The sequence below is a fragment of the Paenibacillus sp. FSL H3-0321 genome, from assembly GCF_038002865.1.
Taxonomy (GTDB): domain Bacteria; phylum Bacillota; class Bacilli; order Paenibacillales; family Paenibacillaceae; genus Paenibacillus_AQ.
The window spans coordinates 1,744,061-1,760,519 of the sequence record NZ_JBBODH010000001.1 but is presented as its reverse complement, the minus strand read 5'-3'; the positions used below and the strand labels follow the sequence as shown (position 1 = coordinate 1,760,519).

Here is a 16,459-nt window from a genome sequence, read left to right as displayed (position 1 = left end):
GATGAAGAGCGCTGAGAGAGGGATTCTTTCCGAACATGATTTGAAGAAAACAAGCAACAAAATCGTCTATGGAATTATGGTGTTTTTCATTCTGATTATGATCTTTACCATGCTGTATCCCATCCTGATGACGATGTTCAACGGCCTGAAATCCAATCAGGAGGTCAACTCGTTCCCGCCGCATTTTTTCCCCCAGGAATGGCATTTCGCCAACCTGAAAGATGCGCTGGATTACATTGACCTGCTGAAATTCCTCAGGAACACGATTTATATTTTTGTCGGGAATATGATTATGACCCTGGTCGTGCTCGGTCTTGCTTCTTTCAGTATTTCGCGGATGAATGTTCCGTTCAAGAGAGTTTTCTATTTCTTCTTCCTGATGACACTGTTTATTCCGGCGACCAGCTATATGATCCCGAACTTTGTCAATCTTAAGGAACTCGGACTCTTGAACCAGTATGCAGCTTTCTGGCTTCCTGCCGGGGCGAATACGTTTTATTTCCTGCTCTTGAAGAACTTTTTTGACGGGCTCCATCCTGAGATTTTTGAAGCTGCGCGGATTGACGGTGCCTCGGAACCGCGAAGCTTCTTCTCAATCGCCGTACCACTGTCCATTCCAATCTTCGCCACACTGGCGATCTTTATCTTCTCGACAGCCTGGAATGACTGGTTCTGGCCATCGCTCGTCATGCATAGCGAGGACAAATATACACTTGCGACATCGATCTATAAATATGTGATCAACGTCAAGGCGCTCAATACTAATATCAAGTTCGCTATTCTTTTTCTAGTCTCGCTGCCGCCAATTTTGGTCTTCCTGATTTTTCAGAGATTCATTATGCGCGGGGTGGCGCTGTCAGCGGTTAAGGGCTGAATCAGAATATGACTTCTTCTATGCAGAGATCGTAAACATGCACACATAAGGAATATAAATACACCTCGTTTGTAAGCGATTTCTCTTTTATGATGATTTTGTTAGCTAATTATGAATTGAAAAGGGGAGTTTCAATGCGTAAAAATTCCAGCGTATTAGCCTGTCTCCTTGTGACCGGCTCGTTGTTATCCGCCTGCGGCAACAATAACAACAACGGAAATGCACAGGGGAATAAGGGAGGGGAAGCTTCACCAGCAGCTACTGCTGAGACAGCGGATAAAACTGCTGCTCCAACGGATGCGCCCGTGGATGATATCACTCAGAGAAAAGTAACGATCAAAATTCACTATCCTACACCTGACTTGACAGAAATGAGGGCACAGGAAGATGACCGGATCAAACGCTTCCAGGCAGAGTATCCGAATGTGGAGATCGTTAAAGACGACTGGCAGTACAACGTAAGTGAAATCGGCGTGAAGATGGCTGCGAATGAAGCGCCGACCTTCTTCAACACTTATGCTACAGAAGCCAAATTCCTGATTGAAAAAGGCTGGGTTGCCGATATTACCGATCTTTGGAACAAATATGAATACAAGGATCAGATCAATCCGGTGCTGCAGAACCAGTTCATTATTGACGGTAAAGTCTACGGGGTCACACAGAAGGGTTATGTTACCACGACAATGATCAATAAAAAAATGCTGGATGACAAAGGTGTAGCGGTGCCTGCAATGGATTGGACCTGGGATGATATGCTGAATACAGCCAAAGGTGTAGCAGATGCCAAAAAAGGCATTTCCGGTATCGCACCTATGGGTAAAGGCAATGAAGCAGGCTGGAACTGGACCAACTTCCTGTTCGAAGCGGGCGGAGAAATTCAAAAAGTTGAAGGAGGCAAGGTTGTTGCAACCTTCAATTCCGATGCAGGTGTGAAAGCGCTGGACTTCTACAAGAAGCTGAGATGGGAAGCGGAAGCAATTCCTCAGGATTGGGCACTTGGCTGGGGTGATGCTGTAGGCGCATTCCAACAAGGACGTACGGCCATGGTAATGGCGGGTTCCGACGGAGTTATTGAGCAAGCGCTGAATCAAGGCGGATTGAAGCCTGCAGATGTGCTGACCTATCCGATGCCTGCTTTTGAAAAAGGCGGCAAGCATACTGGAGTACTTGGCGGAGACTATCTGGTCATCAATCCTAACGCTACAAAAGACGAGCAGGAGATGGCGTTCCGTTACATTACCTTTGATTATTTCTCCGATAAAGGTCTCGATGCGCTCGACGCTATTCTGCAGCAGCGTAAAGCGGACGGCAAATACTTCATCCCGCCGCTTCTGGACTACTATGCTGCAGATTCCGAGTTCGGCAAGAAGACCAAAGCGGTATATGACAAGTATTCCGATATCGTGTACCAATATAACCCGGATATTATGGCCCTCTTGGACGGCAAACCGGAAGCACAGTACAATACTCAAGATTACTATGCAACCCTGTCCAATGTGATTCAGGAGCTGTTCTCCAAAAAAGGCACCGACTCCAAAGCACAGCTTGATGCTGCTGCCAAAACTGTGCAGGAGAAATTCTTTGATACTATTAAAGTAGAGTAGGGAATTTATAATTTAGTAATTTTTATAAATGAAATGTAAAAAGCGGAAGAGGCAGGGGACGTTGTTCCCTGTCTTTTTGCTGTAAATAGTTCTTCAAAGGTTAGGTGAGGGAAGAGGCGATCAAGGATGTGGCGGGAGGAATAAGATAAAGAAATATAGATGTAAATACCAATAAATAGCAAAGCAATGCTTTGTAGACCCCTGTAACAGGTTCATACGGTTAGAGTCCTTATTTTAGTGTTCGCAGATTGGACAAATATAAACGAAATTTACCATATAAAATGGAAATAATACCTGAATATGATTAAATGAAAGCGCTTTGAAAACAAATCAAAAAAAACTTTATACTTTGTGAAAGATTTCACTTTAAATATTGAAGAGGATGTGATAAGATAAATGTGTAGAGAAAAACAACCTAAAAATTGACAGGAGGACGAGGGAGATGGCAGTTAAAAACGAAGTCGCCGCCCAAGTGAAACAAACCACCGCTGAAGAGTATATTCAGATTTTGGTGGATAAAGCAAAGAAAGCTCAAGAAGCGTATATGGCGCTGGATCAAGAGCAAGTTAACACAATCGTTCATGCAATGGCATTGGCTGGGCTCGACAAGCATATGTACCTGGCAAAATTGGCTGTAGAAGAAACAGGACGCGGTGTATACGAAGACAAAATTACGAAGAACATCTTCTCAACAGAATATATCTGGCACGGAATTAAATACGACAAAACAGTAGGCGTCGTTGAAGATAATAAATATGACAGCTTCCAAAAAATTGCCGAGCCGGTCGGAATCGTAATGGGTATCACACCGGTAACCAACCCAACATCCACCACGATGTTTAAAGCACTGATTGCCGCTAAGACACGTAATCCTATTATATTCGGTTTCCATCCATCAGCGCAAGAGTGTAGTGCCGCAGCAGCAAGAATTCTTCATGATGCAGCTGTGAAAGCAGGCGCTCCTGAGAACTGTATCCAGTGGATTGAGCTTCCGACAATGGACAAAACAAACGCATTGATGAACAATCCGGACGTCGCTCTTATCCTGGCAACAGGCGGATCTGCAATGGTTAAAGCGGCATACAGCTGCGGTAAACCGGCTCTCGGCGTAGGCCCTGGTAACGTACCTGCCTTCATTGAGAAAAGTGCTGATATCGACCAAGCGGTTACTGACATTATTCTTTCCAAGACTTTTGACAATGGTATGATTTGCGCTTCTGAGCAGGCTGTTATTATTGAAGAAGCAATTTTTGACCAAGTGAAAAAGAAAATGATCGCAAATGGCTGCTACTTTGTGAATAAAGAAGAAGCTGCTAAGCTGACTAACGGCGCAATGAATGTAGAAAAATGTGCGGTTAACCCGGCAATCGTAGGTCAATCCGCTGTGAAGATCGCTGAAATGTGCGGTATTCAGGTTCCTGCCGGAACGAAGATTCTGGTAGCTGAACTCGAAGGCGTAGGCACCAAGTACCCGCTGTCCGCTGAGAAACTTAGCCCGGTTCTGGCTTGCTACAAGGTTAAGAACGCTGACCAAGGGATTGAACGCGCAGCTCAAGTTGTTGAATTCGGCGGCATGGGACACAGCTCGGCTATCCATTCCAACAATGAAGAAGTTATCATGAAGTTCTCGAACCGTCTGCAAACTGGACGTATTCTTGTTAACTCGCCTTCAACACATGGCGCCATCGGCGACATTTACAATACTAATATCGCTTCGCTGACTCTGGGCTGCGGATCTTATGGACGCAACTCGGTATCGCAAAACGTAACTGCCATCAATCTGATCAATGTGAAAAGGGTGAACCGTCGTACCGTGAATATGCAATGGTTTAAGGTGCCTGATAAGATTTATTTCGAAAAGGGATCCACTCAATACCTGGCCAAAATGCCTGATATTACCCGCGTAGCAATTATCACTGACCCTATGATGGTTAAACTGGGTTATGTAGAAAGAGTGGAGCATTACCTGCGTCAACGCCAGACTCCTGTAGCGATCGAAGTGTTCTCGGAAGTTGAACCGGATCCATCGACAACTACCGTGGAAAAAGGTACAGCTATGATGAACAGATTCCAACCGGACTGCATCATCGCACTCGGCGGCGGTTCCCCAATGGATGCTGCAAAAGGAATGTGGCTGTTCTATGAACACCCGGATGCTGACTTTAACGGTCTGAAACAAAAGTTCATGGATATCCGCAAACGGGTATACAAATTCCCTAAGCTCGGCAACAAAGCTAAATTTGTAGCTATTCCAACAACATCGGGTACAGGTTCGGAAGTAACCTCTTTCGCGGTTATTACTGACAAAACTACTGCAAATAATACTAAATATCCGCTTGCAGACTATGAGCTGACTCCGGACGTAGCGATCATCGACCCTGAGTTTGTATATAGCTTGCCTAAGACTGCTGTTGCCGATACAGGTATGGACGTATTGACACATGCGATTGAAGCTTATGTTTCTGTTATGGCAAGTGACTACTCCGATGGTCTGGCTATCAAAGCCATCCAGCTGGTATTCCAATACCTGGAGAAATCCGCACTTGAAGGCGACAAACTTGCCCGCGAAAAAATGCACAACGCATCGACGCTGGCTGGTATGGCATTTGCCAATGCATTCCTGGGCATCAACCACAGCTTGGCGCACAAATGGGGCGGTCAATACCACACGGCTCATGGACGTACCAATGCCATCCTGATGCCGCACGTTATCCGTTACAATGCCAAGAAACCAACGAAGTTTGCTTCGTTCCCTAAATATTCGCACTTTGTAGCTGACGAACGTTATGCTGAAATCGCCCGTATTCTGGGATTGCCTGCACGCACTACCGAAGAAGGCGTAACCAGCCTGATCAATGCAATCCGCGACATGAACAAAAAATTGGGCATTGAAGAGTCGTTCCAACAACTCGGCTTTGATCCTAAGGATTTCGAATCCCGCGTAGACTATCTGGCTGACCGTGCATTTGAAGACCAATGTACTACTGCCAACCCTAAACTGCCGCTGGTTACTGAACTTGCTGATGTATACCGCAACGCATTCTACGGAAGATTCGACAACTAATTGGTGATTGCTTAGCAAAGAATAAGGTTATAGGTTAATATGGAAGGGGATGGTAGTGACAAATATCACCGGAAAGGTGATATTTGTCACAGTCCTTTTTCAGAAAATAAACTAAAATGTTTATATAAAGAACGGTCCCAGTTATGAAGACGCGATTGTGAATTTAATTACAACCATATCTTTGGGATCACGAGACACGGGATTAACCTTCAAGCCCGCGATCTCTACAAATATAATAAATATAAATGGAGGGATTTAGCATGTCGGTGATTGAAAAAGATGTACAAGAAGTGAAGTCTAGTTGGAGAAGTTTTACAAAAGGTAAATGGGCCAGAAAAGTCGACGTTAACGAATTTATTTCCAAGAACATCAAGCCTTATGAAGGAAACGAAGATTTCCTCGTGGGTCCTACCAGCAATACTACTGAACTGTGGAAGATTATCTCCCAGCTGAGCAAGGAAGAAAGAGAAAGAGGCGGCGTATGGGATGTTTCCCTGGATACTGTCTCCACCATCACTTCCCACAAGCCAGGCTACATCGACAAGGACAAAGAACAGATTGTAGGCGTACAGACTGATGCTCCTTTCAGACGTTCTGTTCAACCGTTCGGCGGTATTAAGATGATGATCGATGCCACCAAAGCTTATGGCTTCGAGCTTCCGAACAACATTGTCGAAATGTTTACGAATATCCGCAAAACGCATAACCAAGGCGTGTTTGATGCATATACACCTGACATGAGAGCAGTGCGTAAATCCGGCGTTATTACAGGTCTTCCTGATGCTTACGGCCGCGGACGCATTATCGGTGACTACCGTCGTATTGCCCTGTACGGTATTGATTTCCTGATCAAAGACAAGAAACAACAACTAACCGAGCTTGAAGTTGATTCCATGACTGAAGAAGTAATCCGGTTGCGCGAAGAGCTGTCGGAGCAAATCCGCGCTTTGGGCGAGCTGAAAGAAATGGCTGCCGCTCACGGTCTTGATATTTCCAAACCGGCGAACAACTTCAAAGAAGCTACTCAATGGGTATACTTCGGTTATCTGGCAGCAGTAAAAGAACAAAACGGTGCTGCAATGTCTCTGGGACGCGTATCTTCCTTCCTCGACATCTATGCACAGCGCGATTTTGAAGAAGGTACTCTTACTGAAGAACAAGCACAAGAAATCGTTGACCATTTCGTAATGAAACTGCGTATTGTGAAATTCCTGCGTACGCCTGACTATAATGAACTGTTTTCCGGCGACCCTACTTGGGTAACGGAATCCATCGGTGGTATGGCTGAAGACGGAACAACACGCGTAACTAAGAACAGCTTCCGCTTCTTGCATACCCTGTACAACCTGGGACCTGCTCCAGAGCCTAACTTGACGGTTCTGTGGTCCGAAAGACTGCCTGAAGGCTTTAAAAAATATTGTGCCAAGGTTTCCATCGAAACCAGCGCTATCCAATATGAGAATGACGATGTAATGCGTCCATATTGGGGTGAAGATTACGCAATTGCTTGCTGCGTATCCCCAATGCGCATTGGTAAACAAATGCAGTTCTTCGGCGCCCGCGCCAACCTGGCGAAAGCTTTGCTGTACGCGATCAATGGTGGTGTAGACGAGAAATCAGGCGTACAAGTTGGACCTGAATTCCCTGCAATCACTTCCGAATATCTGGATTACAACGAAGTAATGAAACGCTTCAAACCGATGATGGAGTGGCTGGCTAAGACTTATGTCAACACCCTGAACATCATTCACTACATGCATGACAAATATTCCTACGAACGCATCGAAATGGCGCTGCATGACCGTGACATTCTGCGTACGATGGCTTGCGGTATCGCCGGCCTGTCCGTTGCTGCTGACTCCCTGAGCGCAATTAAATTCGCTAAGGTTAAACCGATCCGCAACGAACAAGGCATCGCCATCGACTTCGAAACCGAAGGAGAATTCCCTTGCTACGGCAACAACGACGATGCTGTTGACAACATCGCAGTTGAACTGGTTGAAACCTTCATGTCGATGATCCGCAAACACAAAACTTACCGTGATGCTATGCCGACTCAATCGGTATTGACTATCACTTCGAACGTAGTTTATGGTAAGAAGACTGGTACTACTCCTGACGGACGTAAGAAAGGTGAACCGTTCGCTCCAGGTGCTAACCCAATGCACGGACGCGACAAGAAAGGCGCACTGGCTTCCTTGAACTCTGTTGCCAAACTGCCGTATTCCGAGGCACAAGACGGTATTTCCAACACGTTCTCCATCGTTCCTAAGGCGCTGGGTAAAGACGAAGAGTCCCGTAAGTCCAACCTGGTATTCATGATGGACGGATACTTCCACAACAACGCTCAGCACTTGAACGTTAACGTATTTAACCGTGAACAACTGATCGATGCTATGGATCATCCGGAGAACTATCCTCAATTGACTATTCGTGTCTCCGGCTATGCTGTTAACTTCATCAAGCTGACCCGCGAACAACAGTTGGATGTTATCAACCGTACATTCCACGGTACAATGTAATTAAATTAACTGTGTAATACAGTTCTTGTATAAGATGTAATAGCAGTGAGGTGATACCGCCCTTGATTCAGGGGGCGGTAAAATCTTGCTAAAAATTAATTAAAATTTTAAGTTCTTTTCGAAAGGAAGTCATCATATGGCTAATGGACATATACATTCCTTAGAAACGTTCGGGACCGTAGACGGGCCTGGTATCCGTTTTGTTCTATTTATGCAGGGCTGCTTATTGAAATGCCAGTATTGTCATAACCCGGATACCTGGGGTCTTAATGAAGGCAGAGAAATGAGCATCGAGGAAGTGCTGGCGGAAATCGAACCTTACCTGAATTATTATAAGTCTTCAGGTGGCGGGCTTACCGTATCTGGCGGCGAACCAACGCTGCAGGCGCATTTTGTCAAACAACTGTTCACTGAAGTGAAACAGCGCTGGAATCTGCACACCACACTGGATACAAATGGCTATAATGATGGTTCGAAGATCAGCGATTTGCTGGATGTTACTGATCTTGTGCTGCTCGATCTCAAGCATATCGATGATGAAGCGCATATTAAACTGACCGGTAAATCGAATGATCGTACATTGAAGCTGGCCCGCTGGTTGTCGGATCATAACCGTAAAATGTGGATCCGCCACGTGTACGTTCCTGGCATTCATAATAAGGAAGAGGATTTACTGAATCTCGGCCGATTCATTGGAACGCTTAATGGGGTAGAGAAGTTTGAAATCCTGCCTTATCACCAAATGGGGATTTATAAATGGCAAGAACTTGGCCGTCCCTATGAGCTAGAAGGGGTACCCTCACCGAACGAAGAAGAAGTGCAGCGCGCTTACCGGCTGATTGAAGAAGGACGCAACGAGACAGCACTTGTTAAGTGATGATACTTATTATAGGAAGCCGAAGCCGTATCTTGCAGTAGCTTATGTACTGCGGAAACGGCTTTTTTGCTTTTTAATGATCCAGAAGGCATGTTATGTTCCAGCAGATTAAGGGAATATTTTGCAGGAATAATGATTTTGTGTAGAGGTTTAATGACGCAAGGTCTATTTTATATGGAATTATTTTTCAGTTTATGTAACTATAAATAACGTGGTATGTGATTAATTAGAGGTGTATTCGCTTACATTAGAGTATTTTATCCCTATAGTAGATGAATCTTAACCTTACGATTACACACACTGTTTTTTATAATAAGAGTTGTAAGGGAAATTAATAAATAGGGAGGGTCACCCGTAATGAGAAAAAGTATGACTATGCTGTTGTCCCTGGTTTTTGTCTCTTCTGCTTTGCTGGCTGGTTGTGGAGGCAACAATAATAAGGCAAGTAACAATGGAGAAACTGCAGCACCAAGCAATTCAGCTGCTGCAACCAATGCTGCTGCCACTGATGAGCCTGCCAGCGCTGAGCCTTTCGAAATGACGATCCGTCATACGCAGGTTGGTGCTGATAAGCAGAAACGTCTTGCTATTCTGGAGGATGTGGTAGGCAAGGTTCAAAGTGAAGTGCCGGGCCTGACATTTAAACTGGATGGTGTAGATTCGGATGTGAACCGCAAAGAGAAGCTGCGCGGTGAAATGGCCGCCGGCAATCCTCCGGCAGTGTTCGATCTCTTTGGGAGCCCTGACTCCAAAATATACGCCAAAGAAGGAAAATTGCTTGACCTGACCCCGATCCTCGAAGAATTGGGCATTAAAGACAAGTTCTCGAATCTTGATCCATTTACTTATGAAGGCAAAATTTACGGATTGCCAATCGGCGGTTCCGGTGAAGGTTTCTTCTATAATAAAGAATACTATGGCAGCAAGGGCTGGGCAGCTCCGAAGACCTTTGCAGAGCTTGAGAAGCAACTGGCCGATATTAAGGCTGATGGCAAAGTACCGCTGGCTGGCGCTTCCAAAGCCGGCTGGGTGCCGCTGATGCTGGCCAACCACCTCTGGTCACGTTATGCCGGACCGGATGTAACGGCTAAATTCGCGACCGGTGAAGCTAAATGGAACGATGCTAATGTTGTGAAAGGTTTTGCGAAATACAAGGAATGGGTAGATAAAGGCTACTTCAAAAAAGGCGAGCTTGGTTTCGAATATGCTGAGTATACCACCCAGTTCACTAGTGGCGAAGCCATTCTGCTCTATGATGGAACCTGGAAATCCTCTGTATTCAAAGCAGGACAATCCGGTGAAGGTCTGATCGGCAAGGTTGGATTCTTCAATATCCCGGCGGTTGACGGCGGGGTAGGCGACCAAACAGCACTGATGCGCGATGTGAACAACGGTTACGGATTCTCGGCTTCAGCGGCAGATGACGAGCGTCAGCTGGCTGCAGTGAAATCTTTTATCAAGAATATGTACAATGAAGAAATGCAGCTTCGCGGTCTGGTAGAGGACGGAGTGCTGCCGGCCATGAAGATTGATCAGAATATCCTGAACGAGAATATTACCGATGATCTGATGAGTGAAATCGTAGCGGTACTGAATAATTCCCAGTCTTCATTCCCTGCCTTTGACTCTCTGGTTCAAGCGGATGTCACCACCGAGATCAGCAACATTCAAATTCAGAAGCTGATCGGCGGACAGACAACACCTGAAAAAATGGGCGAGGCACTGCAAAAAGTTCAAGAAGAAGCTAACGCAGCAGTGGAATAAGGAACGGTAAATTCTATGTACCCTGGTGCTTGCTCCAGGGTGCATTTTTAAAATCTGCCCTAATCGCTCCCAGATAGTCTAAGCAATCGGAGGTAGTCATGAATAAATCACTCAGAAATCCATTGGTTTTTATCCTGTTTGTTATTCCTGCACTTGTATTGTTCTTCATGTTCTTTATATATCCGATCTTCAGCTCACTTTACTATAGCTTCACCAGTTGGAATGGAGTATCAGATACGGTTAAATTTACCGGCCTCACTAACTTCAAAAAAGCGCTTGGAGATGAACGCTTCTGGGTTTCGGTGAAGAATAACGGCTGGTTTATCCTGTTCTCCGTGTGTGTGCAGGTTCCCCTGATCGTTTTCTTTTCGCTATTGATTGCCAACGTTAAGAAACTGAAAGGACTCTACAAGACAGCCGTATTTATGCCTTCTATTATGTCTACTGCGGTAATCGGCATTCTCTGGGGATTTATTTATGAGCCCAATATCGGCCTCTTTAATAAGCTGATTGGTCTCGTTGGCATTGAGCCGGTGTACTGGCTGTCGGATGAGCGGTTTGCCATGCTGTCCATTCTGATCACGAATGCCTGGCAGTGGACCGGATTCTACATTGTTATGGTGCTGGCGGCTATTCTATCCATTCCTAGTGAACTGGATGAAGCTGCGGCCATTGACGGCGCTACCGGCTTTCAGCGTGCCACACGCATCACACTGCCGCTGATTGTGCCGATCATTTCCGTAGTTATTATGCTCTCCATCGCCGGTGCAATGAAGGCTGCGGATATCGTCATCGTGATGACGAAAGGCGGTCCGGCTGGATCGACCGAGGTCATGGCGACTTATATGATAAAATATGCGATCACCAACTTTAAGTATGGCTACGGCAATTCCATCGCAGTCCTGATCTTTGTATTCACGCTTGTGGTTACGGCGCTGTATCATCTGCTGTTTGCCCGGCGCAATGAAAGGATTGAATACTGATGCCACGCCTGAAAAAGAGTCTGCCGCATGTAGTGCTGTTGTCGTATCTGCTTGTTATTCTTTTTCCTTTCCTGTTCGTCCTGTTCTCTTCAGTAAAAAAAGACAACAACGCGATCGCCCTGAATCCATTCGGTATTCCGAAGGAATTTGCCTTCTCTAACTATGTGGAGGCCTGGGTCAACGCCAAGATTAGCACCTACTTCTTTAACAGCTTGTACATTTCTGTGCTGGCTTCTGTCGTCTCCATTTTGCTGGCGTCGATGTTTGCCTTTGCAGTCACACGGATGCGGCAGGGCAAATGGAACGGTATCCTGTTCTCGCTTGTACTGGTCGGAATGCTTATTCCTAACAATGCGCTGATGCTGCCGATTTATACGATTGTGCGCAAACTGCACATTCTGAATACACATTGGGCATTGATCATCCCTTATATTGCCAATGCAATACCGTTTACGATTATTATTTTGGCCGCATTTATGCGTTCGTTGCCCAGTGAAATTGAAGAAGCGGCAGTTATGGACGGCTTGAAGGCTCCCGGTATCTTTGCTAGAATTATTGTACCTCTGACGGTTCCCGCCATGGTTACAGTATTCATTGTTAATTTCCTGGGAAATTGGAATGAATTTTTGCTGGCTAACTATTTTCTTTCGAATGACGAGCTGCGCACACTTCCGGTGGGAATGGTCCAATTCCGCGATCAGTATCAGATGAATTATGCGCAAATGTCTGCAGGCATTGTCTACAGTGTGCTGCCGGTCATTATTATTTACGCCATTTTGCAGGAGAAAATTATTGAAGGCGTAACGGCAGGCAGCGTAAAAGGATAACCTTATTCACAGTCAGGAGCACTGCCGATGAATTTGCGCTATAAATTATTTACGGCATTTTTGGGCCTGATTATCATCCCCTTGTTTATTCTTGGCATGATTATGTTCTTCGTTACTTATAATTCAATTGAGAAGAAATACAGCCAGCAGTCCGAGTATTCACTTAAAGCGATCAGCTACAGCATCTCCAACGTCTTTAAGGATATGAACAACGTGACAGACAACGGAATTGCTACCTCGGTGTTTCATATGGCGCTCAGCGCGGATGATCCGTCAAAACAGGACCTGACTGATGCTGAGCAGCTGAGCCTGAATGCCAGCCAGCGCAATTTCCGTAGTCTGCTGTATAATCATCCTTCGATCAGCTATGCCTTTCTGTACAATTTTAACGGTAAAGGCAGCTCGGAGATCGTATCGGTATTCAACAAGGAAAATTTCCGCACACTCCCTTACGATAAATTCAAAGGAAGTGCTCTCTATCAGGAGGTCATGAAGCTCAATGGTGTGCCGAAATGGCTGGCACCGCATGAATATCCGGAACTGACAGGAACAGAAGCGGTGTTCACACAGATCCGGCTAGTGAAGGAGCTTAGCTTTTTTGAGAACATCGGCATTCTGGTCGTGCAGATCAAGAACTGGGAGTTCGAATCCATATTCCGGAATTTGAAGATTGGAGACAGTAACCAAAAGGTCTCTTTCATGCTGGTGAACGATGACGGAATGATTCTGCTGGATCCAGACCGCAAGCTGGACGGACAGGATTTCCAGTCGTTTACGGCGAAAAATATTACCTTCAAGGAAGGTTTTCAAAGCTTCAAAACCCAGTTCGACGGGGAGAAAAGTATTCTGTCCGTATATCATTTGAAGGAATATCCCTGGAGCCTCGTTTCTATAACCTCATGGGGTTCATTGTCACGGGAGGTTACAGTGTTCGCCCGCTGGTTCGTCGGGGTTATCTTCCTCTGCTTCCTGGCTGCCGTCATCTTTAATTTGTTCTTTATGAACCGGATAACGGGCGGGATTGCTGTTATTGTCCGCTTTATGCGACGCGTGGAGGATGGCGATCTTACTACAAGGGTTGAGGAGAAGGGCAATGACGAGATGACATTGCTTGCCAAAGGCTTTAACGATTTGATGGATAAAATCAACGGCTTGTTTAATCGGATCCATCTGGAGCAAAGACGGAAGAATCAGGCTGAGATGCGGGTTCTGCAGGCACAGATCAAGCCGCATTTCCTGTTCAACACGCTGGAGTCGATCAATGTGCTTGCTGTACAGAATGAAGGCCGCAAGGTTAGCGAGATGGTCTACCGGCTAGCCAGCATTCTGCGGATCAGCATTCAGGACCGGGATGAAATCACATTGGAAGAAGAAGTCACCCACCTGCGTAATTATCTCGATATCCAGAAATTCCGATTCGAGGATGTATTTGATTATGAAATAGACATCCAGGAAGGGCTTATGGGCTGCGGTATCCTCAAGCTGACACTGCAGCCGCTGGTGGAGAACAGTATCCAGCACGGGTTTGAGGGGATCGGCTACAAGGGCAAGGTGACTGTAAAGGGCTGGGAAGACCGCGGCAACTTGATCCTGCAGATTGAGGATAACGGAATCGGGATGACACCGGCCCAGCTCTCGATGTTCCAGTATATGGTCCATGAATCTGCGGAGCAGGCGGGACAGAACCAGGAGCATGGCATTCATCCGGAGCGGCGTGGTCTTGGGGTGCGCAGTGTGGCCGACCGTATCCGGATTGAATACGGCGACCGATACGGGATATTCATCTGTGCCAGCCCGGGTGAAGGAACAATCATCCAATGCGTCATACCTAAATACGGGCAGGGGGAAGATCATTATGCTAAAAGTATTATTGGTTGACGACGAAGCTCCCATTCTGAACAATCTCAACAGGGTGCTGCCATGGCAGGAAATGGGGATGGAGGTTGCCGGTATGGCCCGCAGCGGCATGGAAGCATTACGGATTGCCGAGGAGAACGCGCCGGACCTTGTGCTATGTGATATCCGCATGCCGGTGATGGACGGCTTGACGTTCATCGGCAAGCTGCGGGAGATGGGTCTGGAGAGCGAGGTACTGCTGCTCAGCGGCTACCAGGAATTTGATTACGCCCGGGAAGCCATACGACTTGGTGTAAAGGAATATATCTGCAAGCCGATTCATTATGAGGAGCTTGGCAACAAGGTGCGGGAGATCGGTACGCAAATCCGCAGCAGGCAGTACAAGGATAAGCTGTACAACAGCATTCCGCTGTTTCAGGAAGTGCCAGCAGCCGACGATTCCGTCAAAAAAACACCGGATCAGCTGATGAATCTGGCAGCACAGTATATTTCGGAGCGGCTGCATTATGATCTGGGCATAGAAGAAGTCGCGAACAAGATAGGTATCAGCGGCAGCTACTTCTGCCTGTTGTTCAAGAATCGCTTTGCGATGACCTTTGTGGAATATGTGACCCAGCAGCGGATTGAAGCCGCCAAGTTCATGCTGGCGAGCAGCGACAAGAGCATCACGGCGATTAGCTCTGGTGTAGGCTATCAGGAGCGGCGTTATTTTACCAAAGTGTTTCAGAAGCAGACAGGAATGTCCCCCAAGGAATACCGTGATCAGTACCGGGAAGTGTAACTATTTTGCTGTCATGGTAATGTAAGGTCTGAACGTACGTAACGGAAGAGAACAACCGGCACTGCAAATAATACTATAAAAGGCGATTAACCTTGAACGTCAAGGCTAATCGTCTTTTTTGTTTTAATTTCTGTATGTAGTTGCTTTTCTCATAGAAATCTAAGCTGTGCCTTATACTCCCATAAAAATCCATATGTTTTAATTAAAGGGCAGGGGGGTGCGGAAACAGAGAGGGATTGCAAGGGGAATAGAGGCTTCAAAGGATGATAGGAAATGGAGGAAAGAAACCATGAGCGCGAGTAATCCTTCCGTCAGCTTATCCAAAGCTAACAATGCCGGCAGGACCATAAAACCTTCGATATGGCGGGTCATGAGGAAATATTGGGTGTTCTACGTGATGATGCTTCCGGCGATTGTGGTTCTGGTCATTAACAACTACATTCCGATGTTCGGGACGCTGATCGCCTTTAAGGATGTCAATTATCAAAAAGGGATTTGGGGCAGTGATTGGGTTGGTTTTTCCAATTTCAAATATTTGTTCTCTACAGAAACGGCATGGATCATTACAAGAAATACGCTGCTGTACAATACAGCCTTTATCGTGCTGACACTGGTGATTTCAGTCGCCTTTGCCATTATGTTTAACGAAATGCGCAACAGGCTGCTGTCAAAGTTTCATCAGAGTGCAATGTTTCTTCCGTACTTTCTGTCCTGGGTAGTGGTCAGCTATCTGGTGTACGGCTTTCTGAGCAATGAGCATGGATTCATCAATCAGACGGTGCTGCCTTTTCTCGGCCTTAAGCCGATTGAATGGTATTCTCAGTCGCAATATTGGCCGATTATTCTCGTAGTGGTGAAGATATGGAAGGAAATAGGCTATACGACGGTCATATATATGGCCGCCATTATCGGAATCGACCACGAATATTACGAGGCTGCACTTATTGACGGAGCTTCGAAATGGCAGCAGATCCGCAAAATTACGATTCCGCTGATCAGTCCGGTGATCATTGTCATGACGCTGCTGCAGATCGGGAGGATTTTCAACGCGGATTTCGGACTTTTCTTCCAGGTTACGCGGAATGCAGGCGCACTCTATTCCACGACTCAGGTTATCGACACATATGTGTATCAGACCTTCCTGGCCATTGGAGATATCGGGATGTCATCCGCTGCCGGCCTTGTGCAATCGGTGGTAGGTTTTACACTGATCTACCTGTCTAACCTCGCGGTGCGGCGGATCAGTAAAGACGATGCCTTGTTCTGAGGCGGCCTTCGGCTATGCAGTTTTATAACAATATTAAGA

Annotated in this window: 11 protein-coding genes; all 11 read left to right on the top strand. The window is 46.2% G+C overall.

Annotation, left to right across the window (positions count from 1 at the left end):
* The first annotated feature begins 1 nt into the window (after nt 1).
* The 11 genes from MHI45_RS07810 (at nt 2) to MHI45_RS07760 (ending at nt 16,420) form a co-directional block, all read left to right on the top strand.
* Nucleotides 2-874 carry a carbohydrate ABC transporter permease gene (locus tag MHI45_RS07810; protein ID WP_038594969.1) on the top strand — a complete coding sequence of 291 codons (873 nt, stop codon included), beginning with the start codon at nt 2-4 and terminating at the stop codon, nt 872-874.
* A gap of 134 nt (nt 875-1,008) precedes the next feature.
* Nucleotides 1,009-2,478: an ABC transporter substrate-binding protein gene (locus MHI45_RS07805; protein WP_340897280.1), complete on the top strand. Its 1,470-nt coding sequence runs from the start codon at nt 1,009-1,011 to the stop codon at nt 2,476-2,478.
* Between the two features lie 442 nt (nt 2,479-2,920).
* Entirely contained in the window at nt 2,921-5,542 is a 2,622-nt protein-coding gene (adhE, locus tag MHI45_RS07800) for a bifunctional acetaldehyde-CoA/alcohol dehydrogenase (RefSeq protein ID WP_340897282.1), read from the top strand.
* Between the two features lie 260 nt (nt 5,543-5,802).
* Nucleotides 5,803-8,064: a formate C-acetyltransferase gene (gene pflB, locus MHI45_RS07795; protein ID WP_076108859.1), complete on the top strand. Its 2,262-nt coding sequence runs from the start codon at nt 5,803-5,805 to the stop codon at nt 8,062-8,064.
* Nucleotides 8,065-8,200: 136 nt separating this feature from the next.
* Nucleotides 8,201-8,941: a pyruvate formate-lyase-activating protein gene (gene pflA / locus MHI45_RS07790; protein ID WP_076108860.1), complete on the top strand. Its 741-nt coding sequence runs from the start codon at nt 8,201-8,203 to the stop codon at nt 8,939-8,941.
* A 357-nt stretch (nt 8,942-9,298) separates the two neighbouring features.
* Complete coding sequence (locus MHI45_RS07785) at nt 9,299-10,705, top strand: extracellular solute-binding protein (RefSeq protein ID WP_076108861.1); 1,407 nt, start codon at nt 9,299-9,301, stop codon at nt 10,703-10,705.
* A gap of 98 nt (nt 10,706-10,803) precedes the next feature.
* Nucleotides 10,804-11,688 (top strand): carbohydrate ABC transporter permease, encoded by an 885-nt coding sequence (locus MHI45_RS07780; RefSeq protein WP_341118941.1) that lies wholly within the window; start codon nt 10,804-10,806, stop codon nt 11,686-11,688.
* Nucleotides 11,688-12,515 (top strand): carbohydrate ABC transporter permease, encoded by an 828-nt coding sequence (locus MHI45_RS07775; protein ID WP_038594962.1) that lies wholly within the window; start codon nt 11,688-11,690, stop codon nt 12,513-12,515. Before MHI45_RS07780 ends, MHI45_RS07775 begins: the two co-directional genes overlap by 1 nt.
* A 27-nt stretch (nt 12,516-12,542) precedes the next feature.
* Nucleotides 12,543-14,393: a cache domain-containing sensor histidine kinase gene (locus tag MHI45_RS07770; RefSeq protein ID WP_076108863.1), complete on the top strand. Its 1,851-nt coding sequence runs from the start codon at nt 12,543-12,545 to the stop codon at nt 14,391-14,393.
* Nucleotides 14,371-15,153 carry a response regulator transcription factor gene (locus tag MHI45_RS07765; RefSeq protein ID WP_076108864.1) on the top strand — a complete coding sequence of 261 codons (783 nt, stop codon included), beginning with the start codon at nt 14,371-14,373 and terminating at the stop codon, nt 15,151-15,153. Before MHI45_RS07770 ends, MHI45_RS07765 begins: the two co-directional genes overlap by 23 nt.
* Nucleotides 15,154-15,442: 289 nt before the next feature.
* Nucleotides 15,443-16,420: an ABC transporter permease gene (locus MHI45_RS07760; RefSeq protein WP_038594959.1), complete on the top strand. Its 978-nt coding sequence runs from the start codon at nt 15,443-15,445 to the stop codon at nt 16,418-16,420.
* The last annotated feature ends 39 nt before the right edge of the window (nt 16,421-16,459 follow it).